This is a genomic window from Streptomyces mashuensis (assembly GCF_014654785.1).
Taxonomy (GTDB): Bacteria; Actinomycetota; Actinomycetes; order Streptomycetales; family Streptomycetaceae; genus Streptomyces; species Streptomyces mashuensis.
Genome location: NZ_BNBD01000001.1, coordinates 901,814 through 926,213, shown reverse-complemented (window position 1 = coordinate 926,213; position 24,400 = coordinate 901,814). Strand labels below are relative to the sequence as shown.

At 75.2% G+C, this 24,400-nt stretch carries 20 protein-coding genes and 1 riboswitch; of the genes, 8 read left to right on the top strand and 12 right to left on the bottom strand.

Annotated features, from left to right (window positions below; all coding sequences use genetic code 11):
• Positions 1–5 precede the first annotated feature (5 nt).
• The 3 genes from IE305_RS03835 to cobN form a co-directional block, all read right to left on the bottom strand.
• A complete protein-coding gene (locus tag IE305_RS03835) occupies positions 6–737 on the bottom strand; it encodes a hypothetical protein (protein ID WP_190127903.1) in 732 nt (243 codons plus the stop codon).
• Positions 737–1,993, bottom strand: coding sequence for a VWA domain-containing protein (locus IE305_RS03830; protein WP_190127902.1), 1,257 nt, complete (start codon positions 1,991–1,993; stop codon positions 737–739). The genes IE305_RS03835 and IE305_RS03830 overlap by 1 nt, the downstream gene beginning before the upstream one ends.
• 347 nt (positions 1,994–2,340) lie before the next feature.
• Positions 2,341–5,952, bottom strand: a complete 3,612-nt coding sequence (cobN, locus tag IE305_RS03825; protein ID WP_190127901.1) for a cobaltochelatase subunit CobN — start codon at positions 5,950–5,952, stop codon at positions 2,341–2,343.
• Positions 5,953–6,000: 48 nt separating this feature from the next.
• A riboswitch (cobalamin riboswitch) is annotated at positions 6,001–6,084 on the bottom strand.
• Positions 6,085–6,237: 153 nt separating this feature from the next.
• On the opposite strand from cobN, the gene IE305_RS03820 reads away from it, so the two are divergent.
• Genes IE305_RS03820 through IE305_RS03810 form a run of 3 tightly spaced genes read left to right on the top strand, consistent with a single transcriptional unit; the run spans position 6,238 to position 9,712 of the window.
• On the top strand, positions 6,238–7,551 hold the full coding sequence (locus tag IE305_RS03820) for a ferredoxin-like domain-containing protein (RefSeq protein WP_190127900.1): 1,314 nt from the start codon (positions 6,238–6,240) through the stop codon (positions 7,549–7,551).
• Positions 7,548–8,201, top strand: coding sequence for a precorrin-8X methylmutase (locus IE305_RS03815; protein WP_190127899.1), 654 nt, complete (start codon positions 7,548–7,550; stop codon positions 8,199–8,201). The genes IE305_RS03820 and IE305_RS03815 overlap by 4 nt, the downstream gene beginning before the upstream one ends.
• Positions 8,198–9,712 (top strand): precorrin-2 C(20)-methyltransferase, encoded by a 1,515-nt coding sequence (locus IE305_RS03810; RefSeq protein ID WP_190127898.1) that lies wholly within the window; start codon positions 8,198–8,200, stop codon positions 9,710–9,712. Before IE305_RS03815 ends, IE305_RS03810 begins: the two co-directional genes overlap by 4 nt.
• Before the next feature lie 4 nt (positions 9,713–9,716).
• On the opposite strand, the gene IE305_RS03805 is transcribed toward IE305_RS03810, so the two are convergent.
• Genes IE305_RS03805 through tsaD form a run of 4 tightly spaced genes read right to left on the bottom strand, consistent with a single transcriptional unit; the run spans position 9,717 to position 14,117 of the window.
• Positions 9,717–9,986: a hypothetical protein gene (locus IE305_RS03805; protein WP_190127897.1), complete on the bottom strand. Its 270-nt coding sequence runs from the start codon at positions 9,984–9,986 to the stop codon at positions 9,717–9,719.
• Positions 9,979–10,338 carry a hypothetical protein gene (locus IE305_RS03800; RefSeq protein ID WP_190127896.1) on the bottom strand — a complete coding sequence of 120 codons (360 nt, stop codon included), beginning with the start codon at positions 10,336–10,338 and terminating at the stop codon, positions 9,979–9,981. The genes IE305_RS03805 and IE305_RS03800 overlap by 8 nt, the downstream gene beginning before the upstream one ends.
• A 42-nt stretch (positions 10,339–10,380) precedes the next feature.
• Positions 10,381–13,029 (bottom strand): alanine--tRNA ligase, encoded by a 2,649-nt coding sequence (gene alaS / locus IE305_RS03795; protein WP_190127895.1) that lies wholly within the window; start codon positions 13,027–13,029, stop codon positions 10,381–10,383.
• Positions 13,030–13,049: 20 nt separating this feature from the next.
• Positions 13,050–14,117: a tRNA (adenosine(37)-N6)-threonylcarbamoyltransferase complex transferase subunit TsaD gene (tsaD, locus tag IE305_RS03790; protein ID WP_229890588.1), complete on the bottom strand. Its 1,068-nt coding sequence runs from the start codon at positions 14,115–14,117 to the stop codon at positions 13,050–13,052.
• A gap of 172 nt (positions 14,118–14,289) precedes the next feature.
• On the opposite strand from tsaD, the gene cbiE reads away from it, so the two are divergent.
• Both cbiE and cobM read left to right on the top strand, forming a co-directional pair.
• Positions 14,290–15,549, top strand: coding sequence for a precorrin-6y C5,15-methyltransferase (decarboxylating) subunit CbiE (gene cbiE / locus IE305_RS03785; protein ID WP_229890494.1), 1,260 nt, complete (start codon positions 14,290–14,292; stop codon positions 15,547–15,549).
• Positions 15,546–16,316, top strand: coding sequence for a precorrin-4 C(11)-methyltransferase (gene cobM, locus IE305_RS03780; RefSeq protein ID WP_190127893.1), 771 nt, complete (start codon positions 15,546–15,548; stop codon positions 16,314–16,316). The genes cbiE and cobM overlap by 4 nt, the downstream gene beginning before the upstream one ends.
• Here cobM and IE305_RS03775 read toward each other — a convergent pair.
• Positions 16,306–17,463 carry a cobalt-precorrin-5B (C(1))-methyltransferase gene (locus tag IE305_RS03775; RefSeq protein WP_190127892.1) on the bottom strand — a complete coding sequence of 386 codons (1,158 nt, stop codon included), beginning with the start codon at positions 17,461–17,463 and terminating at the stop codon, positions 16,306–16,308. The two genes, cobM and IE305_RS03775, sit on opposite strands and share 11 nt — an antisense overlap.
• A 56-nt stretch (positions 17,464–17,519) precedes the next feature.
• Here IE305_RS03775 and IE305_RS03770 point away from each other — a divergent pair, with 56 nt between their 5' ends.
• The gene (locus tag IE305_RS03770) at positions 17,520–18,278 is read left to right on the top strand and encodes a cobalt-precorrin-6A reductase (RefSeq protein WP_190127891.1); all 759 of its coding nucleotides are present in this window, start codon (positions 17,520–17,522) and stop codon (positions 18,276–18,278) included.
• Between the two features lie 21 nt (positions 18,279–18,299).
• On the opposite strand, the gene IE305_RS03765 is transcribed toward IE305_RS03770, so the two are convergent.
• Complete coding sequence (locus IE305_RS03765; RefSeq protein WP_190127890.1) at positions 18,300–18,794, bottom strand: hypothetical protein; 495 nt, start codon at positions 18,792–18,794, stop codon at positions 18,300–18,302.
• 162 nt (positions 18,795–18,956) lie between these two features.
• Positions 18,957–20,435 carry an SDR family NAD(P)-dependent oxidoreductase gene (locus IE305_RS03760; protein WP_190127889.1) on the bottom strand — a complete coding sequence of 493 codons (1,479 nt, stop codon included), beginning with the start codon at positions 20,433–20,435 and terminating at the stop codon, positions 18,957–18,959.
• Between the two features lie 301 nt (positions 20,436–20,736).
• Between IE305_RS03760 and IE305_RS03755 the strand changes: the two genes are divergently transcribed.
• Entirely contained in the window at positions 20,737–20,976 is a 240-nt protein-coding gene (locus IE305_RS03755; protein ID WP_190127888.1) for a chaplin, read from the top strand.
• Between the two features lie 338 nt (positions 20,977–21,314).
• Here IE305_RS03755 and IE305_RS03750 read toward each other — a convergent pair whose 3' ends face one another.
• A complete protein-coding gene (locus tag IE305_RS03750) occupies positions 21,315–22,136 on the bottom strand; it encodes a SigB/SigF/SigG family RNA polymerase sigma factor (RefSeq protein ID WP_190127887.1) in 822 nt (273 codons plus the stop codon).
• A gap of 365 nt (positions 22,137–22,501) precedes the next feature.
• Here IE305_RS03750 and IE305_RS03745 point away from each other — a divergent pair, with 365 nt between their 5' ends.
• Positions 22,502–23,434 carry a ribokinase gene (locus IE305_RS03745; protein ID WP_229890493.1) on the top strand — a complete coding sequence of 311 codons (933 nt, stop codon included), beginning with the start codon at positions 22,502–22,504 and terminating at the stop codon, positions 23,432–23,434.
• A 14-nt stretch (positions 23,435–23,448) separates the two neighbouring features.
• On the opposite strand, the gene IE305_RS03740 is transcribed toward IE305_RS03745, so the two are convergent.
• Positions 23,449–24,303, bottom strand: a complete 855-nt coding sequence (locus IE305_RS03740; RefSeq protein ID WP_190127886.1) for an AfsR/SARP family transcriptional regulator — start codon at positions 24,301–24,303, stop codon at positions 23,449–23,451.
• Positions 24,304–24,400 lie beyond the last annotated feature (97 nt).

Below are 24,400 nucleotides of genomic sequence, written 5' to 3'. Positions count from 1 at the left end.
CCGGGTCACCGGCGCCGCGGGTGCCGCGTCAGCGTGTAACCGCCGACAGCAGCGAGCGCGCACAGCACCGCGCCGCCCAGCGTCCAGCCCCAGCGGCCGGACCACCAGCTGCCGTCCCAGCCGTCCTCCGGCTCGGCGACGGCCTTGGCGTGCAGCGGCGCGCCCAGCGACCCGCCCTCCGCCCGCGCCCCGCCGGCGTCCTCGGCGGTGGCCTCCACCTCGGCCTTCACCGGCAGGCCCATGTCGCGGTCGGGTGCGTCACCGACGGTGAGCCGTACGTAGTAGGCGCCCGGCAGCGGGTCGTTGGACCACTTCTCGGCCCACGGCCGCACGGTCCGCAGCGTGCACGTGAGCGTCACCGAGGCGTCCTCGCGCGCCGCGCGCCGCAGCGGCTCGCCCGAGCTGCACGCCTGGCGGCGGCGCAGCCCGTCGAAGACGTCGAGCCGCCACGTGGCGTCGCCGTTGCGCGTGCTCGCCTCGGGCAGCGTGACGGTGGCCTTCACCGTGGGCTGCTGCCCGGCACCGGCCGGGAACTGCCAGTACAGGTAGTCGCCCGTGGAGGCGTCGGCGGTGGCCTTCTGCCCCTGCTCGATCGCGACCGCGGTGCGGAAGGCGGTGCCGGCCTCGGTGGGCGCCGGCTTCTCGTCGTCGGCGACGGCCGGCGCGGCCGGGACGGCGAGCGCGGCCCCGGCCAGCAACAGGCCGCCCAGCGTCCTGGTGATCCTGGTGAACCGCATCAGTTCTCCCTCCACACGGCGACCCGCCAGCGGGCCAGCCAGCCGAACAGCAGACCGGCGAGCAGCCCGGTGCCGCCCAGCACGAGCAGCAGCACCCAGCCCCGGCCGAGCCCGAAGGCCGCCAGGTCCGACGGGTTGTCGGGGCCCTTGACCACGTCGACGGCCAGCTCGACGGGCAGGCCGGGGTCACGCTTGACGGACGGCGGCGCGGCGAAGGACTGCGACACCTCCAGGCACACGGTGCGGGCCCGCGTGTCGTCCTTCTCGGCCCGGTACACGGGGTGGCGCAGCCCGGACGCGATGACGTCGGTGCGCCCGCTGCCGGCGTCGGAGCCCCGGACGAGCTCCTGCCCGCCCTCGCCCACGGCCCGTACGAGCACGCCGTAGTCGCGCTCGACGGCCCGGTCCGCGGCGACGCTCACCGAGGCCCGCAGCTCCTGGCCGGGCTTGACCTTGACCTTGTACCAGCGGTGCTCGCCGAACGTCTCGCGGTCGGTCCAGATGCCGGCGCCGATCTCGGGCGCGGTCGCGCAGGCGTTGCCGCCCTGCGTGGGCCGCGGCGTCTCCACGGGCGTCTCGGCGCGCTTGACCAACTGCTTGACGCGCCCCGACAGTTCCTTGGTGTGGTGGACGGTGGTGTACGTGCCGCCGGTGGCCTCGGCGATGCAGCTGAGCTGCTCGCGCGTCTTGTCGTCCGCGGCGAGGCCGAGCGTGTCGACGGTCAGGTGCGTGCCCTTGGCGGCGAGTTCGCGCGCCACGTCGCACGGGTCGGGCTGCCCGCAGGAGTCCTCACCGTCGGTGATCAGCACGATCCGCCGGGTGCCGCCCCCGACGTCCAGGTCCTTGTCCGCGCCGCGCAGCGCGTAGCCGATGGGCGTCCAGCCGGTCGGCTGCAACCGGGCCACGGAGTTCTTGGCCTCGGTCCGGTTCACGGCCCCGACCGGGTACAGCTGCTCGCTGTCGCGGCAGCCGAGGGCCTTGTCCTCCCCGGCGTACGTCGCGCCGAGCGTCCGGATGCCGAGCCGCACGCCCTGCGGCACGGAGTCGATGACCTCGTTGAACGCCTGCTTGGCGGCGTCCATGCGCGACTGCCCGTCGACGTCCCGCGCCTTCATCGACCCGCTGACGTCGAGGACGAGTTCGACCTTGGGCGAGTCCTTCGGGGGCCCGTCGGCGGCGCTCGCGGGCGCCACTCCCCCGGCAAGGGCGACGAACAGGGCACACGCGCCCGCCGCCAGCCGTTTCCTAGTGATCATCGGCTGATCCTATGGAAAGCGGAGCCGCAGCCTCAAAACACCGGGCCAAGGACGGACAAAGGCCTGTCCTACGGCCTGTGGGCGACGTTCGCCCCGCACGGCGTGCCCTGCACGAAGGTCGTGCAGCGCGCGGGCGGGACGCTGCCGGAGGACGCCTCCGGCGCGAAGTGCCGGGAGGAGTCCTACGCCGGCTACACGGCCGAGTTCCGCATGCTACGAGGGCGACACCGCCGTGGTCAGGCTGGAGGCGTGGTCGGACGTCGTGCACAGCTACGGCTTCTGACAGCCGCTGGGCGCGGGGCCCGGACGGGTGGCGGTGCCGCCACCCGTCCGGGCCCCGCGCCGCGTCACTCGGCGCCGCCCTCCAGGTCGCCCTCCGTCTCCAGGAAGACCTCCCGCAGCGCGTCCAGCGTCTGCGGGTCCGGCTTGGCCCACATGCCGCGGCTCTCCGCCTCCAGGAGGCGTTCGGCGATGCCGTGCAGGGCCCAGGGGTTGGCCTCCTGGAGGAAGGCGCGGTTCTCCGGGTCCAGGGCGTACGTCTGGGCGAGCTTGTCGTACATCCAGTCGGGGACGACGTTGGTGGTGGCGTCGTAGCCGAAGAGGTAGTCGACGGTGGCGGCCAGTTCGAAGGCGCCCTTGTAGCCGTGGCGGCGCATGGCCTCGATCCAGCGGGGGTTGACCACGCGGGCGCGGAAGACGCGGGAGGTCTCCTCGACGAGGGTGCGGGTGCGGATCGTTTCGGGGCGGGTGGAGTCGCCGATGTACGCCTCGGGGGCGGTGCCGCGCAGGGCGCGGACGGTGGCGACCATGCCGCCGTGGTACTGGAAGTAGTCGTCCGAGTCGGCGATGTCGTGCTCGCGCGTGTCGGTGTTCTTCGCGGCGACCGCGATGCGGCGGTACGCGGACTCCATCTCGGCGCGGGCGGGGCGGCCTTCGAGGCCGCGGCCGTACGCGTAGCCGCCCCAGACGGTGTAGACCTCGGCGAGGTCGGCGTCGGTGCGCCAGTCGCGGCTGTCGATGAGCTGGAGCAGGCCGGCGCCGTACGTGCCGGGGCGGGAGCCGAAGATACGGGTGGTGGCGCGGCGTTCGTCGCCGTGTTCCCGCAGGTCGGCCTGGGCGTGGGCGCGGACGTGGTTGTCCTCCGGCGCCTCGTCGAGCGCTGCCACGAGCCGTACCGCGTCGTCGAGCAGGCCGATGACGTGCGGGAACGCGTCGCGGAAGAAGCCGCTGATGCGGAGGGTGACGTCGATGCGGGGGCGGCCCAGTTCCGCGAGCGGGACGGGCTCCAGGCCCGTCACCCGGCGCGACGCCTCGTCCCACACCGGGCGGACGCCCAGCAGCGCCAGCGCCTCCGCCACGTCGTCGCCCGCCGTGCGCATCGCGCTCGTGCCCCACAGGGACAGGCCCACCGACTCGGGCCAGCGGCCGTTGTCCGTGCGGTAGCGGTCCAGCAGGGAGTCGGCCAGGGCCTGGCCGGTCTCCCAGGCGAGGCGGCTGGGGACGGCCTTGGGGTCGACGGAGTAGAAGTTGCGGCCCGTCGGCAGGACGTTGACGAGGCCGCGCAGCGGCGAGCCGGAGGGGCCGGCCGGGACGAAGCCGCCGGCCAGGGCGTGCACGGCGTGGTCGAGCTCGTCGGTCGTGGCGGACAGGCGGGGGACGACCTCGCGGGCGGCGAAGGCGAGGACGGCCGCGACCTGTTCGGGGTGGCCCGCCGCGACGCGGTCGACCGCCGCCGGGTCCCAGCCGGCCTCCTCCATGGCCTCGACCAGCGCGCGGGCGCGCGCCTCGGCCTCGTCGGCCGTCGTGCGCGTCGCGGCGGACTCGTCCAGGCCGAGCGCCTCGCGCAGGCCGGGCAGGGCGGTCGTGCCGCCCCAGATCTGCCGGGCGCGGAGGATGGACAGGACGAGGTTGACGCGCTCGGGGCCGGCCGGGGCGGTGCCCAGGACGTGCAGACCGTCGCGGATCTGGGCGTCCTTCACCTCGCACAGCCAGCCGTCGACGTGCAGGAGGAAATCGTCGAAGCCGTCGTCGTCGGGGCGGTCCGCCAGGCCCAGGTCGTGGTCGAGCCGGGCGGCCTGGATGAGCGTCCAGATCTGGGCGCGGATGGCGGGCAGCTTGGCCGGGTCCATCGCGGAGATCTGCGCGTACTCGTCGAGATGCTGCTCCAGGCGCGCGATGTCGCCGTACGAGTCGGCGCGGGCCATGGGCGGGACGAGGTGGTCGACGAGCGTGGCGTGGGCGCGCCGCTTGGCCTGGGTGCCCTCGCCCGGGTCGTTGACGAGGAAGGGGTAGACCAGCGGCAGGTCGCCGAGGGCGGCGTCGGGGCCGCAGGCGGCGGACAAGCCGGCGTTCTTGCCGGGCAGCCACTCCAGGTTGCCGTGCTTGCCGAGGTGGACCATGGCGTGGGCGCCGAAGCCGCCGTCCTCCTGCGGGGCGGCGATCCACCGGTAGGCGGCGAGGTAGTGGTGGGAGGGCGGTAGGTCCGGGTCGTGGTAGATGGCGATGGGGTTCTCGCCGAAGCCGCGCGGCGGCTGGATGAGGATCAGCAGGTTGCCGCGGCGCAGGGCCGCCAGCACGATGTCGCCCTCGGGGTTGCGGCTGCGGTCGACGAACATCTCGCCCGGCGGCGGGCCCCAGTGCTCCTCGACGGCGTCGCGCAGCTCCTGCGGCAGCGTGGCGTACCAGCGCTTGTAGTCGGCGGCGGGGATGCGGACGGGGTTGCGGGCGAGCTGCTCCTCGGTCAGCCACTCCTGGTCGTGGCCGCCGGCCTCGATGAGGGCGTAGATGAGTTCGTCGCCGTCGCCGGAGGCCAGCCCGGGCACGGGTTCGGTGGCCTCGTCGCCGAAGTCGTAGCCCTCGGCGCGCAGCCGGCGCAGCAGGGCGACGGCGCTGGCGGGGGTGTCGAGGCCGACGGCGTTGCCGATGCGGGAGTGCTTGGTGGGGTAGGCGGAGAGGACGAGCGCGAGGCGCTTCTCCGCGGGCGGTACGTGGCGCAGCAGCGCGTGGCGCACGGCGATGCCGGCGACGCGGGCGGCCCGCTCGGGGTCGGCGACGTAGGCGGGCAGGCCGTCCTCGTCGGTCTCCTTGAAGGAGAAGGGGACGGTGATGATGCGCCCGTCGAACTCGGGCACGGCCACCTGCGTGGCGGCGTCCAGCGGGGAGAGGCCCTCGTCGTTCTCCTCCCAGGCGCTGCGCGGCCCGGTCAGGCACAGGGCCTGGAGGACGGGCACGTCGAGGGCGGCGAGGGCGCCGGCGTCCCAGGACTCGTCGTCGCCGCCGGCGGAGGCGTCGGCGGGGCGGGTGCCGCCCGCGGCGAGCACGGTGGTGACGATGGCGTCGGCGTCGCGCAGCGCGTCGACGAGCTCGGGCTCGGGGGCGCGCAGGGAGGCGACGTACAGCGGCTTGGCACGGCCGCCGGCGTCCTCGATCGCGCCGCACAGGGCGTCGACGAAGGCGGTGTTGCCGCTCATGTGGTGGGCGCGGTAGTAGAGCACGGCGACGAGGGGGCCGTCCCCGGAGCGCTTGGCCGCGCGCTCCAGCTCGCCCCAGGTGGGGGCGGCGGCGGGCGGCTCGAAGCCGTGGCCGGTGAGCAGCACGGTGTCGGAGAGGAAACGCGCGAGCTGTTCGAGGTTGGCGGGGCCGCCGTGGGCGAGGTAGGCGTGCGCCTCGGCGGCGATGCCGATGGGCACGGTGGAGTGTTCCATCAGCTGGGCGTCGGGGGCCTGTTCGCCGGTGAGGACGACGACGGGCCGGGGGCCGGCGAGCAGCTGGTCGAGCCCCTCCTGCCAGGCGCGGACGCCACCGAGGAGGCGGACGACGACGAGGTCGGTGCCCTCCAGCAGCGCCGGGAGGTCCTCGAGCGGCAGCCGGGCGGGGTTGGCAAGCCGGTAGGGCACGGGGCCGCCGGCCGCACGGGCACTGAGCAGGTCGGTGTCGGACGTCGACAGGAGAAGGATCACGGCATGCCTTCCTCGGGGTCCGCGCCCCGGGCGGTGGGAGGACGGCGGGAGTTCCTGACTCGCACGGCGGCGCGGTGCGGCGCTGCCGGGCTCACAGTGGCGGGACCGTGCCGGAGTTCCACCGGCTTCCTCCCCTGGCGCCGTCGCTGGCGGAGTCATAGTAGCGATGCGTGTCGCACCGGCGCCGGGGCCGGGCCCCTGACCCGCACTTTCTCCGCGTCTTCTGCCCGTCCTCTCCGCGCCTCGCCCGCCGGCGGGCCCGGCGCCCCTGGGTATGCTCCCCGCATGCCCGGCACTCCCGACGTCCCGCCCGACCGCCCGCGCGGCGACGCCTGCCCGGGCGCCCTGCGGCTGCACGCCGCCGACGACGGCGCGCTGGCCCGCGTCCGCCTGCCCGGCGGACTGCTGACGGCCCGTCAGGCAGAGGCGCTGGCCGGCCTCGCCGACACCCTCGGCGACGGGCACCTCGACCTCACCTCCCGCGGCAACGTGCAGCTCCGCGGCCTGCCGGACGACTGCGGCGCCGGGCTCGGCGAACGCCTGCGCGCCGCCGGGCTGCTGCCGTCCGACCGCCACGACCGCGTCCGCAATGTGGTGGCTTCGCCCGTCCCGGGCCTCGTCCATCCCTGGGTGCGGGAGCTGGACCGCCTGTTGTGCTCGGGCGAACCGGACCTTTCCGCCCTCTCCGGCCGGTTCCTCTTCGGCCTCGACGACGGCTGCGGCGACATCGTCGCCCTCGCCCCCGATGTGACATTGATCGCAGAGCCCGGCGGCCACCACGCCCGCCTCGGCTTCGGCACCGACGGCCCCGCGCTGCGCGTCCCCGGCCCCGCCGCCCCGCGGGCCGCCGTGCTCGCCGCCGCCGTCTTCCTGGACGTGCTGCGGGACACCGGCCGCCGGGCCTGGCGCGTACGGGAGCTGCCGCCCGAACACCGCCCCGGCATCGACGCCTTGGCGCGGCGCCTGAGCGCCGCCGGCATCACCTCCACGCCCCTCCCCCACGCCGGCGCCACTGCCGGCCCACCGCCCGCCCCCGGTGTGCTGCCCGCGCCCGGCGGGCGGTGCGCGCTGTCCGTGCACGCGCCCCTCGGCCGGCTGACCAGCGCGCAGTGGCGGCTGCTGGCCCGTACCGCCGGGCGCGATGGCGACGGCGAACTGCGTGTGACACCCTGGCGCGGCGTCGTCCTCCCCGGCCTGCCGGCCGCCACCGCCCCGGCGCGGCTCACGGAGCTCGGCGCCGCCGGACTGGTCACCTCCACCGCCTCGCCCTGGTACGGCGCGGGCGCCTGCGCCGGCCGCCCGGGCTGCGCCAAGTCCCTGGCGGACGTACGGGCCGACGCGGCCGCGTGCCTGACGGCCTCGCCCCCTGGTGGGCCGGGCGCGCTGCCGGTGTACTGGTCCGGGTGCGAGCGGCGGTGCGGCCACCCCGGTGGCCGGTGGGTCGACGTGCTGGCGACCGACGCGGGCTACCGCGTCACGTCACCGGACGGCGGCCGGACGGTACCGGCGGCGGCACCGGCGGCGGACCTGGCCACGGCGGTGGCGCGGGCACGCACCACGACACGTACACACCAACGCACACGCACACGCACGGCATGAACGACGAGGGCACCGAGGGCACAGTGTTCGACTACGAAAAGGACGGCGCGGAGATCTACCGCCAGTCCTTCGCCACCATCCGCGCCGAGGCCGGTCTCGACGGGCTGCCGCCGGACGTCTCCCGGGTCGCGGTCCGCATGATCCACGCCTGCGGGATGACCGACCTCGTCCGCGACCTGGCGTACTCGCCGGCCGTCGTCGCGCGCGCCCGCGAGGCGCTGCTGGCCGGCGCGCCGGTGCTGTGCGACGCCAACATGGTCGCCAGCGGCGTCACCCGCAAGCGGCTGCCGGCCGGCAACGAGGTGCTGTGCACGCTCACCGACCCGGCCGTGCCGGAGCTGGCGCGCCGGATGGGCACCACGCGCAGCGCGGCCGCGCTGGAGCTGTGGCGGGACCGGCTCGACGGCGCGGTCGTCGCCGTCGGCAACGCGCCGACGGCGCTGTTCCGGCTGCTGGAGATGGTGGCCGAGGGCGCGCCGCGCCCGGCCGCGGTCCTCGGCATCCCCGTCGGCTTCATCGGCGCCGCCGAGTCGAAGGACGCCCTGGCGGCCAATGCGCTGGGGCTGGAGTACCTGGTGGTGCGGGGCCGGCGCGGCGGCAGCGCGATGGCCGCGGCCGCGATCAACGCGATAGCGAGCGAGGAAGAGTGAGCGAGCAGCACCAGCCGGCCGGCCGTCTGTACGGAGTGGGGCTCGGCCCCGGCGACCCGTCGCTGCTGACCCTGCGGGCCGTCGAGGTCGTGCGGGCCGCGGACGTCGTGGCCTACCACAGCGCGCGGCACGGCCGCAGCATCGCCCGCTCGATCGTCGCGGCGCACCTGCGCCCGGAGCAGGTCGAGGAGCAGCTGGTCTATCCCGTCACCACGGAGACCACCGACCACCCCGGTGGTTACCGGGGTGCGATGGAGGAGTTCTACGAGGAGGCCGCGGCGCGGCTCGCCGCGCACCTGGACGCGGGGCGCACCGTGGCCGTGCTCGCCGAGGGCGACCCGCTCTTCTACAGCTCGTACATGCACATGCACAAGCGTCTGGCGCACCGCTACCCGACCGAGGTGGTGCCCGGCGTGACGTCGGTGAGCGCCGCCGCGGCGCGGCTGGGCGAGCCGCTGGTGGAGGGCGAGGAGGTGCTGACGATCCTGCCGGGCACGCTGCCGGAGGAGGAGCTGACCGCCCGTCTGGCCGCCACGGACTCGGCGGTGGTGATGAAGCTGGGGCGCACCTTCCCCACCGTGCGCGGCGCGCTGGACCGCGCGGGGCGCCTGGAGGAGGCGCGCTACGTCGAGCGCGCCACGATGGACGGGGAGCGCACCGGGAACGTGGCGGACGTCGACCCCGCGTCGGTGCCGTACTTCTCGGTGGCGGTGCTGCCGAGCCGCGTCGACGCCGCGCCGGCGGGTGGCGGTCGCGGTGAGGTCGCGGTGGTCGGGCTGGGCCCGGCCGGCCCGCAGTGGCTGACGCCGGAGGCGCGGGGCGTGCTGGCCGCGGCGCAGGACGTCGTCGGCTACAGCACGTACGTCGACCGGGTCCCGGCCCGCCCGGGACAGCGGCGGCACGCCTCGGACAACAAGGTCGAGTCGGAGCGCGCCGAGTTCGCCCTCGACCTGGCCCGGCAGGGCCGGCGCGTGGCGGTGGTCTCGTCGGGCGACCCGGGCGTGTTCGCGATGGCCACGGCGGTGCTGGAGGTCGCGTCCGAGGACCCGTACCGGGACGTCCCGGTCCGCGTGGTCCCGGGCATGACGGCCGCCCACGCGGCGGCGTCCCGCGCGGGCGCCCCGCTGGGCCACGACTACGCGGTCGTCTCCCTCTCCGACCGCCTCAAGCCGTGGGAGGTCATCGAGGAACGCCTGCGCGCGGCGGCCGCGGCGGACCTGGTCCTGGCCCTGTACAACCCGGGCTCGCGCAGCCGCGTCTGGCAGGTGGGCAAGGCCCGCGACCTGCTGCTGGAGCACCGATCCCCGGAAACACCGGTGGTCCTGGCCCGCGACGTGGGCGGCCCGGCGGAGCGGATCCGGATCGTGCCGCTCGGGGAGCTGGACCCGGCGGAGGTGGACATGCGCACGCTGCTGATCGTGGGATCGACGCAGACCCGCGTCTCCCGCCGCGCGGCCGACGGCTCCCCGGAAACGGTGGTGTGGACACCGCGCCGGTACCCGGAGGGGTGAGCGCTCAGGGACCGAGCAAGGTCACCTGTCGGATGTAGACCCGCTGGTGGCGCGGGATGACCTGGTAGACGAACATGCCCGAGGCGTCGACGGTCTCCTCCTGCATACGGGGCGAAGCACCGGTGTACTTCACCCCGTCCAGGTAGAGCGCCGCCGCGGCCCGGACGAGCTCGTCCGCCCGTTCCTCGACCTTCGCGACGAACGCGAGGTTGTCGATGCCGCCGATCACGTAGGCGGGGTCGGGGTCGTACTCCCACCCCCAGGCGTCAGTCATCGGTCACCGCCGCCCTGGCCTCCTCGCGGACGGCCATGCACTCGTCCATGGCCGTCCGCCATCGTGGGTCGGCACGGTCGAGTGTGTTGGCGGCGTCCAGTGCGGCGCGGTAGCGGGCCGCCAGCGCGGGCCGGCGTTCGATCTCGATCTCGGTCGCCCACTTGAGCTGGAAGGCCCTGATCGGCCGGAACGAAGCGTGCTGCGTGGCTGCCGTGAACGCCGAGTCACGGTCCGCCTGGAACTCCGCGAGCCGGGAGGAGGCGACTCGCGCCAGCGCGGCGCGGAGAGCGGGGAAGGTCATTTCGGGCCGGGGCACGAGTTCGCCCGGTTCCTCGGCGTGCTGTGCGGTCACGTGGGTCTCCGTTCTTCCGTCGCTCTCCGCACCGTACCGCCCTCACTCCCGTGCCAGCAGGCCCTTCAGCCCATTCAGCGCCGCCCCCAGCTCCTCCGCCGGGATGCCGCCGCCCTGGGCCACTTCCGCCGTGCCGCCGCCGCGGCCCGAGAGAGCGGACTTCACCAGGGTCGCGGCCGACAGGCCCGCCGTCGTGGCGCGGGGGTTGAGGGCGATCGTCAGGGTGGCGCGGCCGGATGTCGTGGTGGCGATGGCCGCGACGCCCGGGCGGTCCGCCGGGAGGCGGTCGCGGACGGCCAGGGCCAGGGCGCGGGCGTCGTCGTCCGTCACTGTGGTGACCAGCAGCGTGCCGTGCACGTCGGCCGCTGACGCGGCGAGTTCGGCGGCGTGGGCCTGTGCCGTGCGGCGGCGGAGGTCAGCGGCCTGCTGGTCGGCGGTCTTGAGGCGGTCCAGGAGGGCCGAGACGCGCTCGGGCAGGCGGTCGCGCGGCGCCTGGAGCTGCTCGGCCAGGCGGGCGACCAGGTCGCGTTCGCGCGCCAGGTAGCCGAAGCCCTCGAAGCCGACGGCCGCCTCCAGCCGCCGCATGCCGGCGCCCACCGACGACTCGGCGGTCAGCGCCACCACGCCGACCTGGGACGCGTGGTCGACGTGCGTGCCGCCGCACAGTTCGCGGGACCACGCCCCGCCGATCTCGACGACCCGTACCCGCTCGCCGTACGTCTCGCCGAACAGGGCGAGCGCGCCCAGCGCCTTCGCCTCGGCCAGCGGCATCCAGCGCACGTCGACCGGCAGGTCGCGGCGGAGCGCCCGGTTGGCGGCCTCCTCGACCTCGGCGCGGGCCATCGGGCCGAGGGGGCCGCGCCAGGGGAAGTCCAGGCGCAGGTGACCGGGCCGGTTGTACGAGCCGGACTGGAGCGCTCCGGGGCCGAGCACCTGGCGCAGGGCGGCGTGCAGGACGTGCGTGGCGGAGTGGGCCTGGCGGGCGCCGAGCCGCCATTCGGCGTCCACGGCGGCCTGCACGGTGTCCCCCACTCCCAGCTCACCCGCGGTCACCCGCACCTGGTGCACCACCAGCCCCGGCAGTGGCCGCTGGACGTCGAGCACCTCGGCCTCCACCGAGGCCCCCGTCAGCCGGCCCGCGTCGCTGTCCTGGCCACCCGACTCGGCGTAGAACGGCGTGCGGTCCAGCACCACCGTCGCGATCTCCCCGCTGCGGACCGCGCGCACCGGCCCGCCGCCCGGCCCCAGCAGCGCCAGCACCCTCGACTCGGTCAGCAGCGTGTCGTACGCGCGCCAGTCCGTGGGGCCGTGCGCGTCCAGCACCGGCCGCAGCAACGACGTGTCGAGGGCGCCCGCGGACTTGCGGGCGCGGGCGTCGGCGCGGGCCCGTTCGCGCTGCTCGGCCATGAGCGCGGCGAAGCCGTCGCGGTCGACCTCGACGCCCTGTTCCTCGGCCATCTCCAGCGTCAGGTCGATGGGGAAGCCGTACGTGTCGTGGAGCAGGAACGCCTTGGCGCCGGGCAGCAGCCGGCCGCCGTCGGCCTTGACCTCCGCGACCGCCGTGTCGAGCACCGTGGTGCCCTGCCGCAGCGTGCTGCGGAAGGCGTCCTCCTCGGCGTACGCCTGCTGGGAGATGCGGTCGAAGTCCTCGGCGACCTCCGGGTAGCTGTGCGCCATGCAGTCGCGCGCCGCCGGCAGCAGCTCGCGCAGGGCCGGGTCCTCGTAGCCGAGCAGCCGTACCGAGCGCACGGCGCGCCGCAGGATGCGGCGCAGGACGTAGCCGCGGCCCTCGTTGCCGGGTGCGGTGCCGTCGGCGAGCAGCATCAGGGCCGTACGGACGTGGTCGGCGACGACGCGCAGCCGGACGTCGGAGCGGTGGTCGGCGCCGTAGCGCGTACCGGTCAGTTCGGCGGCCCGGTCCAGGACCGGGCGGGTCTCGTCGATTTCGTAGAGGTTGTCGACGCCCTGGAGCAGCGTCGCCATGCGTTCCAGGCCCATGCCGGTGTCGATGTTGCGGCGCGGCAGTTCGCCGAGGAGGGGGTAGCCGGTCTTCCCTGCGCCCTCGCCGCGCTCGTACTGCATGAAGACGAGGTTCCAGAACTCCATGTAGCGGTCCTCGTCGACCGCCGGGCCGCCCTCGCGCCCGTACGCCGGGCCGCGGTCGTAGTACAGCTCGGAGCAGGGGCCGCAGGGGCCGGGGACGCCCATGGACCAGAAGTTGTCCTCGTCGCCGCGGCGGACGATGCGTTCCGCCGGCAGCCCGGCCACGCGCCGCCAGATGGCCGCGGCCTCGTCGTCGGAGTGGTGGACCGTCACCCAGATGCGGCCGGGGTCGAGGCCGTAGCCGCCGTCGGCCTGCGGGGCGGTGGAGAGCTCCCAGGCGAAGGCGACGGCCTCCTCCTTGAAGTAGTCGCCGAAGGAGAAGTTGCCGTTCATCTGGAAGAACGAGCCGTGCCGGGTGGTCCTGCCGACCTCCTCGATGTCGAGGGTGCGCACGCACTTCTGCACGCTGGTGGCGCGCGGCCAGGGCGCGGGCGCCTCGCCCGTGAGGTACGGCTTGAACGGCACCATGCCGGCGTTGACGAACAGCAGCGTCGGGTCGGGCGTGGGCAGCGGCGCGCTGGGCACCACGTGGTGTCCGCGCGCGGCGAAGAAGTCGAGGAAGCGGCTGCGGATGTCGGCGGTGCGCACGGTGTCCTCCGGACGGGGGTTCAGGCGACGGCTGCGGTGCGGGGCTTCGTACGGGCGACGGGGTGGAGCGCGGCGTACTCCAGCGGGGCGGACGGGTCGACGGAGACGTCGAGCGGTGCGGGTGCGGCCCCGGCCCGTACGAGGAGGTCGCCGACCGCGGCGATCATCGCGCCGTTGTCGGTGCACAGGCGCAGCGGCGGCACGCGCAGCTCGACACCGGCAGCATCGCAGCGCGCCTCGGCCAGCGCCCGCACCCGCGAGTTCGCGGCCACGCCGCCGACCACGACGAGGGTGGAGACGCCGTGGTCGGTGCAGGCGGCGACGGCCTTGCGGGTGAGCACGTCGGCCACGGCCTCCTGCAGCGCGGCGGCACCGTCGGCGACGGGCAGCTCGCGGCCGGCGGCGCGGTGGGCCTCGGCCCAGCGGGCGGCGGCGGTCTTCAGGCCGGAGAAGGAGAAGGCGTAGGGATCGTCGCCGGGGCCGGTGAGGGGGCGGGGGAAGGCCACGGCGGCGGGGTCGCCGGCGCGGGCGGCGCGGTCGACGGCGGGGCCGCCGGGGTAGGGCAGGCCCAGGATGCGGGCGGCCTTGTCGAAGCACTCGCCGGCCGCGTCGTCGAGGGTGTCGCCCAGGTGGACGACGGGGTCGCGGGCCAGGTCGCGGACGAGCAGCAGCGAGGTGTGCCCGCCGGAGACGACGAGCACCACGCACGGGTTCGGCAGCGGTCCGTGCTCCAGGGTGTCGGCGGCCACGTGCCCGGCGAGGTGGTGCACGCCGTACAGCGGTACGCCCAGGGAGTAGGCCAGGGTCTTGGCGGAGGCCAGCCCCACCTGGAGGGCGCCGGAGAGTCCGGGGCCGGTGGTGACGGCGACGGCGTCGATGTCGCGCAGGGCCAGGCCGGCCTGGTCCAGGGCGGCGCGGACCACGGGCCCGGCGGCGTGCACGTGGGCGCGGGCGGCGATCTCGGGGACGACACCGCCGTAGCGGGCGTGCTCGTCCATGCTGGACGCCACCGCGTGCCCCAGCAGCCGGCCGTCGCGGACGATTCCGGCGCCGGTCTCGTCGCAGGACGATTCGATCCCCAGCACCACGGGCGAGCGCTTCACGGGCACACCTCCTGCACTTCCTGCATCGACACTTCTTGCATTGATTGGGTAATTGCACATCCTATGCAGCAAGGGCGGCGGCCTGGGCCCGGGGTGGGTGCCGTCACCGCAGGTCAGTAGAGTTCCGGTGCTGTCCGGAAGCCGACGAGGAGACGCCGTGACCCACGCCCCCCTGACCGTCGTCGGAATCGGCGCCGACGGCTGGGCCGGCCTGGCCCCCGCCTCCCGCGAGGAGCTGCTGCGCGCCGAGGCCGTCATCGGCGGCCCCCGCCAACTCGACCTGCTGCCGCCCGAGTGCGGTGCCGAGCGCGTGCCGTGGCCCTCGCCGCTGCGGCCCGCGGTGCCGGGGCTGCTCGCCGCGCACGCCGGGCGCCGGGTGTGCGTCCTGGCCAGCGGCGACCCCATGTTCCACGGCATCGGCCGCACCCTGGCCGAGGTCGTCGGCGCCGAACGGCTGCGCGTCCTGCCGCACCCCTCGTCCGTGTCGTACGCCTGCGCCCGCCTGGGCTGGCCGCTGCACGGCACCGAGGTGGTCAGCGCCGTCGGGCGCCCCCTGGCCGCACTGGCCGCCGCGCTGCACGACGGGCGCCGGGTCCTGCTGCTGAGCGCCGGGGCGCACACGCCCGGCGAGGTCGCCGCGCTGCTGCGCGAACGGGGCTTCGGGCCCAGCCGCATGACGGTGCTGGAGCAGCTGGGCGGCCCCGCGGAGCGCCTGGTGGGCGGCGGGACGACGGCCGACGACTGGGCGTACCCGCCCGGCGACCCGCTCAACGTCGTCGCCGTCGAGTGCCGCAGCGCGCCCGGCGCGCTCCGGCTGCCGCTCACGCCGGGCCTGCCCGACGAGGCGTACGAGCACGACGGCCAGCTGACGAAGCGCCACGTGCGGGCCGCGACCCTGGCCGCGCTCGGCCCCGCCCCCGGCGAACTGCTGTGGGACGTGGGCGGCGGCTCCGGCTCCATCGGCATCGAGTGGATGCGCGCCCACCCCTCCTGCCGGGCCGTCGCGGTCGAACGCGACCCCGTACGGGCCGGGCGCATCACCCGCAACGCCGAGGCGCTGGGCGTGCCGGGCCTGCGCGTGGTCACCGGCGCGGCACCCGCCGCGCTGGCCGGGCTGCCCGCGCCGGACGCCGTCTTCGTCGGCGGCGGCCTCACCGTGCCCGGCCTGTTGCCGGCGTGCTGGGAGGCGCTGCCGCCCGGCGGCCGGCTCGTCGCCAACACCGTCACGCTGGAGTCCGAGGCGCTGCTGGCCGACTGGTACCGGCGGCACGGCGGCGAGCTGACGCGCCTGGCCGTCGCGCACGCGGTGCCCGTCGGCGGCTTCACCGGGTGGCGGCAGGCCATGCCGGTCACCCAGTGGTCCGTGGTCAAGTCCGCCCCCACCTCCGCCCCCACCGAAGGAGAACGCCCCGCATGACCGTGTACTTCATCGGCGCCGGCCCCGGCGCCGCCGACCTCGTCACGGTGCGCGGCGCCCGGCTCCTGGCCCGGTGCGGGGTCTGCCTGTACGCCGGCAGCCTCGTGCCGCGCGAACTGCTCGCCGAATGCCCGCCGGACGCGCGGCTCGTCGACACGGCCACGCTCGACCTGGACGCCATCACCGCGGAGTTCGTCCGCGCGCACGAGGCCGGCCAGGACGTGGCCCGGCTGCACTCCGGCGACCCGTCCGTCTTCAGCGCCGTCGCCGAGCAGATGCGGCGGCTGGACGCGGCCGGCATCCCGTACGAGGTGGTGCCCGGCGTACCGGCGTTCGCGGCCGCCGCGGCGGCGCTGGGCCGGGAGCTGACGGTGCCCACGGTCGGCCAGACCGTCATCCTCACCCGGGTCGCGCACCAGGCCACGCCCATGCCGCCCGGCGAGGACCTGGCCACGCTGGGCCGCAGCGGCGCGCTGATCGTGCTGCACCTGGCTGCGCGGCACGCCGGGCGCGTCGTCGCCGAACTCCTGCCGCACTACGGCGCCGACTGCCCGGCCGCGGTGGTCGCCATGGCCAGCCGCCCGGACGAGGTGGTGCTGCGCGGCACGCTCGCCGACATCGCGGACCGGATGCGGGCGGCGGGGATCGTACGGACGGCCGTGATCCTGGTCGGGCGGACGCTGGCGGCGGAACAGTTCCCGGACAGCTACCTGTACTCGGTGGCGCGGGACCGGGACACCTGCGGACGGACGGTCGTCAGCGACTGACGCGCGGGCGCGGGGGCGGGGGCGGGCCCTTGGGCTCCGCGCGGCCCACTATCGTCCCGCCGCGGTCGATGCAGATCACGTCGACCGCGACGGGTGCGCCGCGCAGCACGCCCAGGGCCTCGTCGCGGGCGGCCGCGGCCACGAGGTCGCCCAGGGGGACGCCGCCGTCGCGGCAGAGCGTGAGGGCCTCCAGGCCGGTGTTGGCGGTGGCGACCGCCTCCGCCAGCGCCGGGCCGGCGCCGCCGCGGCGGGCCAGGTCCGCCAGGAACCCCTTGTCGACCTGGGAACGCGCCGAGTGCAGGTCGAGGTGGCCGGCGGCCAGCTTGGACAGCTTGGCGAAGCCGCCCGCCACGGTGAGCCGGTCCACGGGGTGGCGGCGCAGGTACTTGAGCACGGCGCCGGCGAAGTCGCCCATGTCCAGGAGGGCGTCCTCCGGCAGGCCGTGCACGGCGACGGCCACCTTCTCCGAGGTGGCGCCGGTGCATCCCGCGACGTGCCGGCGGCCGGCCGCGCGCGCCACGTCCACGCCGCGCCGGATGCTGTCGATCCACGCCGAGCAGGAGTACGGCACGACGATGCCGGTCGTGCCGAGGACGGACAGGCCGCCGAGGATGCCGAGCCGCGGGTTCCAGGTGGAGCGGGCGATCTCCTCGCCGTGGTCGATCGAGACCTCGATCTCCACGTCGCCGCTGCCGCCGTGCCGGGCGGCGACCTCCGCGACGTGGTCGCGCATCATCTGCCGCGGCACGGGGTTGACGGCCGGCTCGCCGACGGGCAGGGGCAGGCCGGGGCGGGTGACGGTGCCGACGCCGGGGCCGGCCCGGAAGACGACACCGGAACCGGGCGGGAGCGGCCGCACGGTGGCGCGGACGAGAGCGCCGTGGGTGACGTCGGGGTCGTCACCGGCGTCCTTGACGATGCCGGCCATGGCCCGGCCGTCGCCCAGCTCCTCGGCGGCGAGGGCGAACGCCGGGGTCTGGCCCTTGGGCAGCGTGATGGTGACCGGGTCGGGGAACTCGCCGGTGAGCAGCGCGGTGTACGCGGCGGTGGTGGCCGCGGTGGCGCAGGCGCCGGTGGTCCAGCCGTGGCGCAGGCCGGTGTGCTTCAGCTGTGCGGCGCGGCCGCCGCCGGGTCCCCCGTCAGCCACGGCGGGCCCGCCGCTTAGGCTGGTGCATCCCTGCGGCACCGGACGAGAGGCACGAGGTGAGGGTGAGCGCCGAGCGGCACGTCCTGATCCTGGGCGGTACGACGGAGGCGCGGCGGCTCGCCGCCGAGCTGGCCGCCGATCCGGCGCTGCGGGTGACCAGTTCGCTCGCGGGACGCGTCGCCGCGCCGCGGCTGCCGGCCGGGCAGGTGCGGATCGGGGGGTTCGGCGGGCCCGAGGGCCTCGCCCGCTGGCTGCGCGAGCAGCACGTGGCCGCGCTCATCGACGCCACCCATCCCTTCGCCGGAACGATCAGTTTCAACGCGGCACGGGCCGCGGCCGCCGTCGGGGTCCCCCTGCTGGCCCTGCGCCGCCCCGGCTGGGTGGCGGGCCCGGACGACGACTGGCACGACGTCGCCTCCCTGGACGACGCGGCACGGGCGCTGTCCGGCATGGGCGAGCGGGTGTTCCTGACGACGGGCCGCATGGGCCTCGGCGCCTTCGCGCACCTGAAGGATAAGTGGTTCCTCGTCCGCTCCGTGGACGCCCCCGAGCCCCCGATGCCACCCCGCACCGAAGTCCTCCTGGACCGCGGCCCCTTCACCCTGGACGGCGAACGCGCCCTGCTGCACCGGTACGCGATCGACGTCCTGGTGACGAAGGACAGCGGCGCCGCCGCCACGTCCGCGAAACTCACGGCGGCCCGGGAGTCCCGCATCCCGGTCGTCGTCATCCGCCGCCCCCCGTCCCCCGAGAACGTGCCCGAGACGCCGGACGTGGCGGGCGCGGTCAGGTGGCTGCGGGAGACGCTGGGCTGAGGGACGGGGGCGGGCCGTGTATCAGGGCAGGTCGACGGCCTCCACCTTCCAGGAGCACTCGGAGTTGACCTCCAGGTACTTGGTACCGCCGTCAAGCCGGTGTGTCACGTCCTTGCCCTGCGCACCCAGCTCGTTGACCAGCGTGTTCCCCAGGGTGCCGCCTTCCGAGACGATGAAATTGCCGTCGGTACCGAACGAGGAACAGTCGTAGCTGTACCGGAGGTCCCAGTCGCCGGACACGGTGAACTTCGCCGTGGACTTGATGCCGCTGCCGGATTCGGTCAGCACCGTGCGGGGCTGCGCGGCGGCCTTGCCCGGCTGCGGCCGGGCGACCGCGCCGTCCCGCGCGGAACCGGTCGCGGCGTCGGTCCGGTCCGCCGGCTGCTTGCCGCCGCCCGACGAGGCGGCGACAGCCACCAGGATGCCCACCAGCACCGTCGTGCCGACGGCGCACCCTCCGCAGCCCTTCTTCCACTTGCCGCCCTTGGCCGGGCCCGCAGCTGCCTGATCGGACATGTCCGCTCCCCCTCAGTGATCGAATCGATGGGAGGGGAGCATCCCAAGGGCGGCGGTCAGGAACCGCCGGTCCTCATGAGCAACCTACGATTGAGTGAAGATCTCACCAAAGGAACGCATAGTCCCGGGGCGCATGCCCAAACGCGGCCGGGGCCGGCCCGTTTACCAGTTGGCCTTGCGGTAGTCCTTCAGGAAGCAGCCGTAGAGGTCCTCGCCCTCTTCGCCGCGGACGATCGGGTCGTAGACGCGGGCCGCGCCGTCGATGAGGTCGAGGGGGGCGTGGAAGCCGGCGGCGGCGAGGCGGACCTTGTCGGGGTGGGGGCGTTCGTCGGTGATCCAGCCGGTGTCGACGGCGGTCATGAGGATGCCGTCCGACTCGAACATCTCCTGGGCGCTGGTGCGCGTCAGCATGTTCAGGGCGGCCTTGGCCATGTTGGTGTGCGGGTGGCCCGCGCCCTTGTAGCCGCGGCTGAAGACGCCTTCCATGGCCGAGACGTTCACCACGTACGTGCGGCGCGCCGCGGACGCCGCCATGGCCGGGCGGAGCCGGCTGATGAGGATGAACGGCGCGGTCGAGTTGCAGAGCTGGACTTCGAGGAGCTCGACCGGGTCGACCTCCGAGACGGTCTGGATCCAGCTGTTCGTCGGGTCCAGGTCCGGCACCAGGCCGCCCGCGTCGATCGCCGTGCCCGCCTCGATGCGGGCCAGCGAGGCGGAGCCGCTGACCAGCGCCAGGTCGGTGACCTCCTGGGCGGTGAGGCCCTCGCCGCGCGGGCCCGGCAGGGCGGCCACGGCGTCCACCGCGCCGCTGCCGAACGCGCCGATCACCTGGGACGCCGGCAGCTCGCCGGCCGGCAGCGGCGCGCTCTCCGCCGCGATCAGCTCGCTGTAGGCGCGCGGGGAGCGGCGGACCGTCTGGGCGGCGTTGTTGATGAGGATGTCGAGCGGGCCCTCGGCCGCCACCGAGTCGGCGAGCGCCACGACCTGCGCCGGGTCGCGCAGGTCGATGCCGACGACCTTCAGCCGGTGGATCCACTCGTCGCTGTCCGGCATGGCCTTGAAGCGGCGGATCGCGTCGTTGGGGAAGCGCGTCGTGATCGTGGTGTGCGCGCCGTCGCGCAGCAGCCGCAGCGCGATGTACATGCCGATCTTGGCGCGGCCGCCGGTGAGCAGCGCGCGGCGGCCGGTGAGGTCGGTGCGGGCGTCGCGGCGGGCGCGGTTCTCGGCCGCGCAGTCGCGGCAGAGCTGGTGGTAGAAGGCGTCGACCTCGACGTAGCGGGCCTTGCAGATGTAGCAGGACCGGGGGCGCTGGAGGATGCCCGCGATCTCACCGGCGGCGCTGGAGCTGGGCAGCAGGCCCTGCGTCTCGTCGTCGATGCGGTCCGCCGAGCCGGTGGCGGTGGCCTCGGTGACGGCCCGGTCGTGCGCGGTCTTGGCGGCCCGCCGCTCCTGGCGGCGGCGCTGCTTCACCATGCGGTAGATGCCGGACGTGGCGCGGCGCACCGCGATCGCGTCGGGGTGGTCGACCGGCAGCTCGTCGAGCTCCTGGAGCACGCTCAGGCAGATCGCCATGCGCTCGGGGTCGATGCCGGGGGCCGACGTGCGGTCTGCGCCGTCGCGGTTCTCTTCGGTGACGGTCATGGCCGCTGTCGTTTCCAGTCCTTATGTTCTACAAGCCTTCCGGTGAACTGTACGTAGCAGAGCGCGGGAGCGCCAAACCCGGTGGCGGGCGGGGCAGGAGGGGGCGGCCGGGGCCCCGGCCCGTGGGGGCGGGCCGGCAACGGCGCCCGGAGTGTTTTTCCGCCCGATTTCCCGATTCTGCATTACATCCGACTTATTGGGCTCTCCGGGTTAATTGATGCCCGGTTCCACCTTATTGTGCGCACCTGCCACAAAACAGCCGCCACAATTGCGTCTCAACACCCCTTAGAAAGGTTTGACCATGTCGCGTATCGCCAAGGCAGCCATCCTGACCGCTGCCGCCGGTACCGCCATCAGCGGTGCCGCCGGTGTTGCCTCCGCCGACGCCGGCGCGCAGGGTGCGGCCGTCGGCTCCCCCGGCGTCGTCTCCGGCAACGTAATTCAGATCCCGATCCACGTCCCGATCAACCTCTGCGGGAACACGATCGACATCGTCGGGCTGCTGAACCCCACGTTCGGCAACGTCTGCGTCAACGACTGAGTTCTTGCCCCCCCAGGCGCGCGCGTCACAGCCGGACAGCGCGCCCGCGCGGGGAACCGGGTCGCAGTCAGCCGCCGGACCCCTCCCCCGCGCGACCGTGGCGCCCATCAGCACCCTGATGGGCGCCACTGCCGTATCCGCTGCCGTGCGCGCCGCCGTGCCCACTGCCGCGTCCGCTGCCCGCGGCGGGGTCCCCCTGTTCGCCGTGCCCCTCCCCCGAGAGGGGCAGGTCGGGGATCTCCACGATCGGCGGCAGATCCGGGGTGAGCCCTGAATGCTCTGATGTCATGGTGTTTCGCCTGCCTCAAATCACGCTTCAGGAATGACAGGAATGGCGCTCAGGCCGTGGCGAGCAACTGCTGGCGCAGCCGGGCGCAGGTGCGGGTGAGAATGCGGGAAATCTGCATCTGGGAGACACCGAGCCGGGCGCCTATCTGCTTCTGTGTGAGATTGCCGAAGAAGCGCCAGTAGAGAACGTATTTCTCCCGCTCGGGCAGTGCGGCCAGCAGCGGCTTGAGCGACTGCCGGTCCACGACCAGGTCCAGCGCGAGGTCGGCCCGCCCGAGGGTGTCGGCGAGCGGCAGCTCGTCGGCGCCGGCGACGGGGTGGTCGAGGGAGAGCGTGTAGTGCACGCCGTCCGCGTCCAGGCCGCGCCGCACCTCGTCCTCCGAGAGGCCGGTCTCGGCGGCCAGCTCGGCGACGGTGACCTCCGAGCCCGCCCCGGTCTGTTCCAGCCGAGTGCGCGCGGCGCGCACGGTGGCGCGCAGCTCCTGGTCGCGGCGCGGTATGTGCAGGGACCAGACGTGGTCGCGGACGTGCCGCTTCAGTTCGCCGTTGATGGTGGGGATGGCGAACGACTCGAACGCGTAGCCGCGCCGCGGGTCGAACCGGTCCACGGCGTGGACCAGGGCGAGCGCGGCCACCTGCCGCAGGTCGGCGAGGCTCTCGCCGGACTTGCGGAACCGCAGGCTGATGCGGTCGGCCATGGGCAGCCAGGCCGCGATGATCTCCTGGCGCAGCCGGTCGCGCTCCGGGCCGGCCGGCAGTGCGGCCAGGCGGTCGAAGTCGCCGGACGGCGGGGAGGGGGCCCGTCCCGGGGGGCCGGCCGGGGAGGCGGCCCGGGGGCCGGCCGGGGAGGCGGAGAGCGTTGTGTCAGCCATGGTCACGGATGTCCCCTCGCTCGTGCGTCAAGGAGTGCCTGCCGGCCGGGCGCCTTCCGGGAGGGCGGCTGCCCTCGCGCCCCGATCGCAAACGGCGCCGGAAACCCGGTGCCGGGCCGGCCGTATCGGCCACGGTCGTGCCCAGGATCACCCCCGCCCGCATGTCGCGCGACTCGGGGCAGCGGCTCCTTCACGCACCGCGATGACCTGCCGGAACCGGCCGGAACTGGGCCGTCCGGGCCTGTGCCGGGCCCGGCCGGACGTCGGCCGTACGGGTGACGGGGGCGGTCGGCGGCGGGCAGCGACGGGCAGCGGCGAGAATGCGGGTGATCGCGAATCCGTGAGGCGAAGGTGGTGCGACACCGATGACGAGGACGGTGCCGATGACGAACGGCGGACGGCGCTACGACGTGCTGGTGGTGGGGTCGGCCAACGCCGACCTGACGGTCCGGGTCGGGCGGCGGCCGGGGCCGGGCGAGACCGTGCCGGGCTCGGACCTCGTGGAGTCCCCCGGCGGCAAGGGCGCCAACCAGGCCGCGGCGGCCGCGCGCCTCGGTGCGCGGACGACGCTGCTGGCACGGGTGGGCGACGACGCGTACGGGGAGCTGCTGCTGGAGGCGCAGCGCGCGGCGGGCACGGACGTGGGGCACGTACGCGTCGAAGCGGGCGCCCGCACCGGCACGGCGATGATCGTGGTCGGCCCGGACGGGGACAACGCGATCGTGGTGTCGCCGGGCGCCAACGCGCGGCTGTCGCCGGAGGACGTGGCCGCGGCCGACGCGCTGATCGCGGACTCGGCCGTGCTGAGCCTGCAGGGCGAAGTGCCGTGGGAGACGACGGCCGCGGCGGCGAGGGCGGCCCGCCGCGCCGGCACGCGCGTGGTCCTCAACCCGTCACCGGTGCCACCGCACGACCTGCCGCACGACCTGCTGACGGCGGCGGACCCACTGGTGGTCAACGAGCACGAGGCCCGTCTGCTGTCCGGCGTGGCGGACGGTTCCCCCGCCGACCGGGCCCACGCCCTGCGCCGCCGGGGCGCCCGCTCGGTGGTCGTCACCCTCGGCGCCGACGGCGCGCTGACCCTGGACGACGAGGGCGCCACCACCGTGCCGGGCGTCCCGGCGGAGGCCGTCGACACGACCGGCGCCGGCGACGCCTTCACCGGCGCCCTGGCCTGGCGCCTCGCCCAGGGGGACCGCCTCGGCGAGGCGGCACGCCTGGCCGTGCGCGTGGCGGCCGTGTCGGTCACGCGCCCGGGCGCGCAGACGTCGTACCCGGCGGCGGAGGAACTGGGCTGAGAGACAGCCCCGCCTCACCTCTTCGACTGGCGTGGGATCAGGCCCAGCGGTCCCAGGGCCGCCGTGGGGCGTTCCGTGAGGCGGAGGGCTTCCGCTTCCGCGCGGGCCTCGCCCGTGGCGAGGCCCGCCACGCGGAAGGCGCAGGTCGCCGACCACAGGTGGCGGCGGGCCTCCGCGGTGCGGTACAGCGTGCCGCAGAGGCGGGCGAGGGCGAGGTGGGCCTCGGCGGCCAGGCAGGGTTCGGCCATGGCGTCGGCCGCCGCGGCGGCGTCGCGGAGGCTGTCCTCGGCCTCCTCGAAGTAGCCGTCCTCGGCCTGGCGGCGGCCGATGGCCAGCAGGACCTCGCAGGCCGTGCGGCGCCGTTCCTCCAGGTGGCGGGCGTCCGGGCCGGCCACCCTGCCGCCCGCGTCCTCCAGGGCCGGGCCCTTCCACAGGGCCAAGGCCCGGCGGCACAGGGCGGCGGTCTCCTCGCGGTCGCTGCGCCCGGCGGCCTCGCAGGCCGCGTCGACGAGGGCCTCGAAGTCCTGGGCGTCCACGCCCACGCCGTCGGTGTGCAGCCGGTAGCCGGGGTGGGCCGTGGTGATGAGGGGTCCCGGGTGGCCGGCGGCGCGGAAGGCCCGGCGCAACGCGCGGACGCACAGCGCGAGATGCGTACGGGCGGACACCGGCGGGTGCTCGCCCCAGACCGCGCGGGCCAGCACGTCCGCCGGGACGGCCCGGCCCCGGGCCAGCACCAGCAGCGCCAGCACCACGCGCTGCCGGCGGCCCTCGATGGCGACGGGCTCCTCGCCCACGCTGGCCGTCAGCGGCCCCAGTAGAGAGAAGGCGATCGTCCGCGAGTCGTTGCCCACGGCTCGTACAGTGCTCACTGCCGGCCCCCGTAACCTGCGGCGCTCGCCGCGCACGTCCGTCCACTCCGGGCACGCGGCCCGCATGGTTGTTCGTCTTCCACAGCGCCACCCGGGT

Bases quoted from the DNA above. Each gene is read 5' to 3' on its own strand.
- IE305_RS03765 (WP_190127890.1), bottom strand. From the start codon at position 18,794: ATGTCCGATCAGGCAGCTGCGGGCCCGGCCAAGGGCGGCAAGTGGAAG.
- IE305_RS03830 (WP_190127902.1), bottom strand. From the start codon at position 1,993: ATGATCACTAGGAAACGGCTGGCGGCGGGCGCGTGTGCCCTGTTCGTC.
- IE305_RS03755 (WP_190127888.1), top strand. From the start codon at position 20,737: ATGTCGCGTATCGCCAAGGCAGCCATCCTGACCGCTGCCGCCGGTACC.
- IE305_RS03750 (WP_190127887.1), bottom strand. From the start codon at position 22,136: ATGGCTGACACAACGCTCTCCGCCTCCCCGGCCGGCCCCCGGGCCGCC.
- IE305_RS03820 (WP_190127900.1), top strand. From the start codon at position 6,238: ATGCCCGGCACTCCCGACGTCCCGCCCGACCGCCCGCGCGGCGACGCC.
- IE305_RS03835 (WP_190127903.1), bottom strand. From the start codon at position 737: ATGCGGTTCACCAGGATCACCAGGACGCTGGGCGGCCTGTTGCTGGCC.
- IE305_RS03805 (WP_190127897.1), bottom strand. From the start codon at position 9,986: ATGACTGACGCCTGGGGGTGGGAGTACGACCCCGACCCCGCCTACGTG.
- IE305_RS03745 (WP_229890493.1), top strand. From the start codon at position 22,502: ATGACGAGGACGGTGCCGATGACGAACGGCGGACGGCGCTACGACGTG.
- IE305_RS03815 (WP_190127899.1), top strand. From the start codon at position 7,548: ATGAACGACGAGGGCACCGAGGGCACAGTGTTCGACTACGAAAAGGAC.
- cobM (WP_190127893.1), top strand. From the start codon at position 15,546: ATGACCGTGTACTTCATCGGCGCCGGCCCCGGCGCCGCCGACCTCGTC.
- IE305_RS03760 (WP_190127889.1), bottom strand. From the start codon at position 20,435: ATGACCGTCACCGAAGAGAACCGCGACGGCGCAGACCGCACGTCGGCC.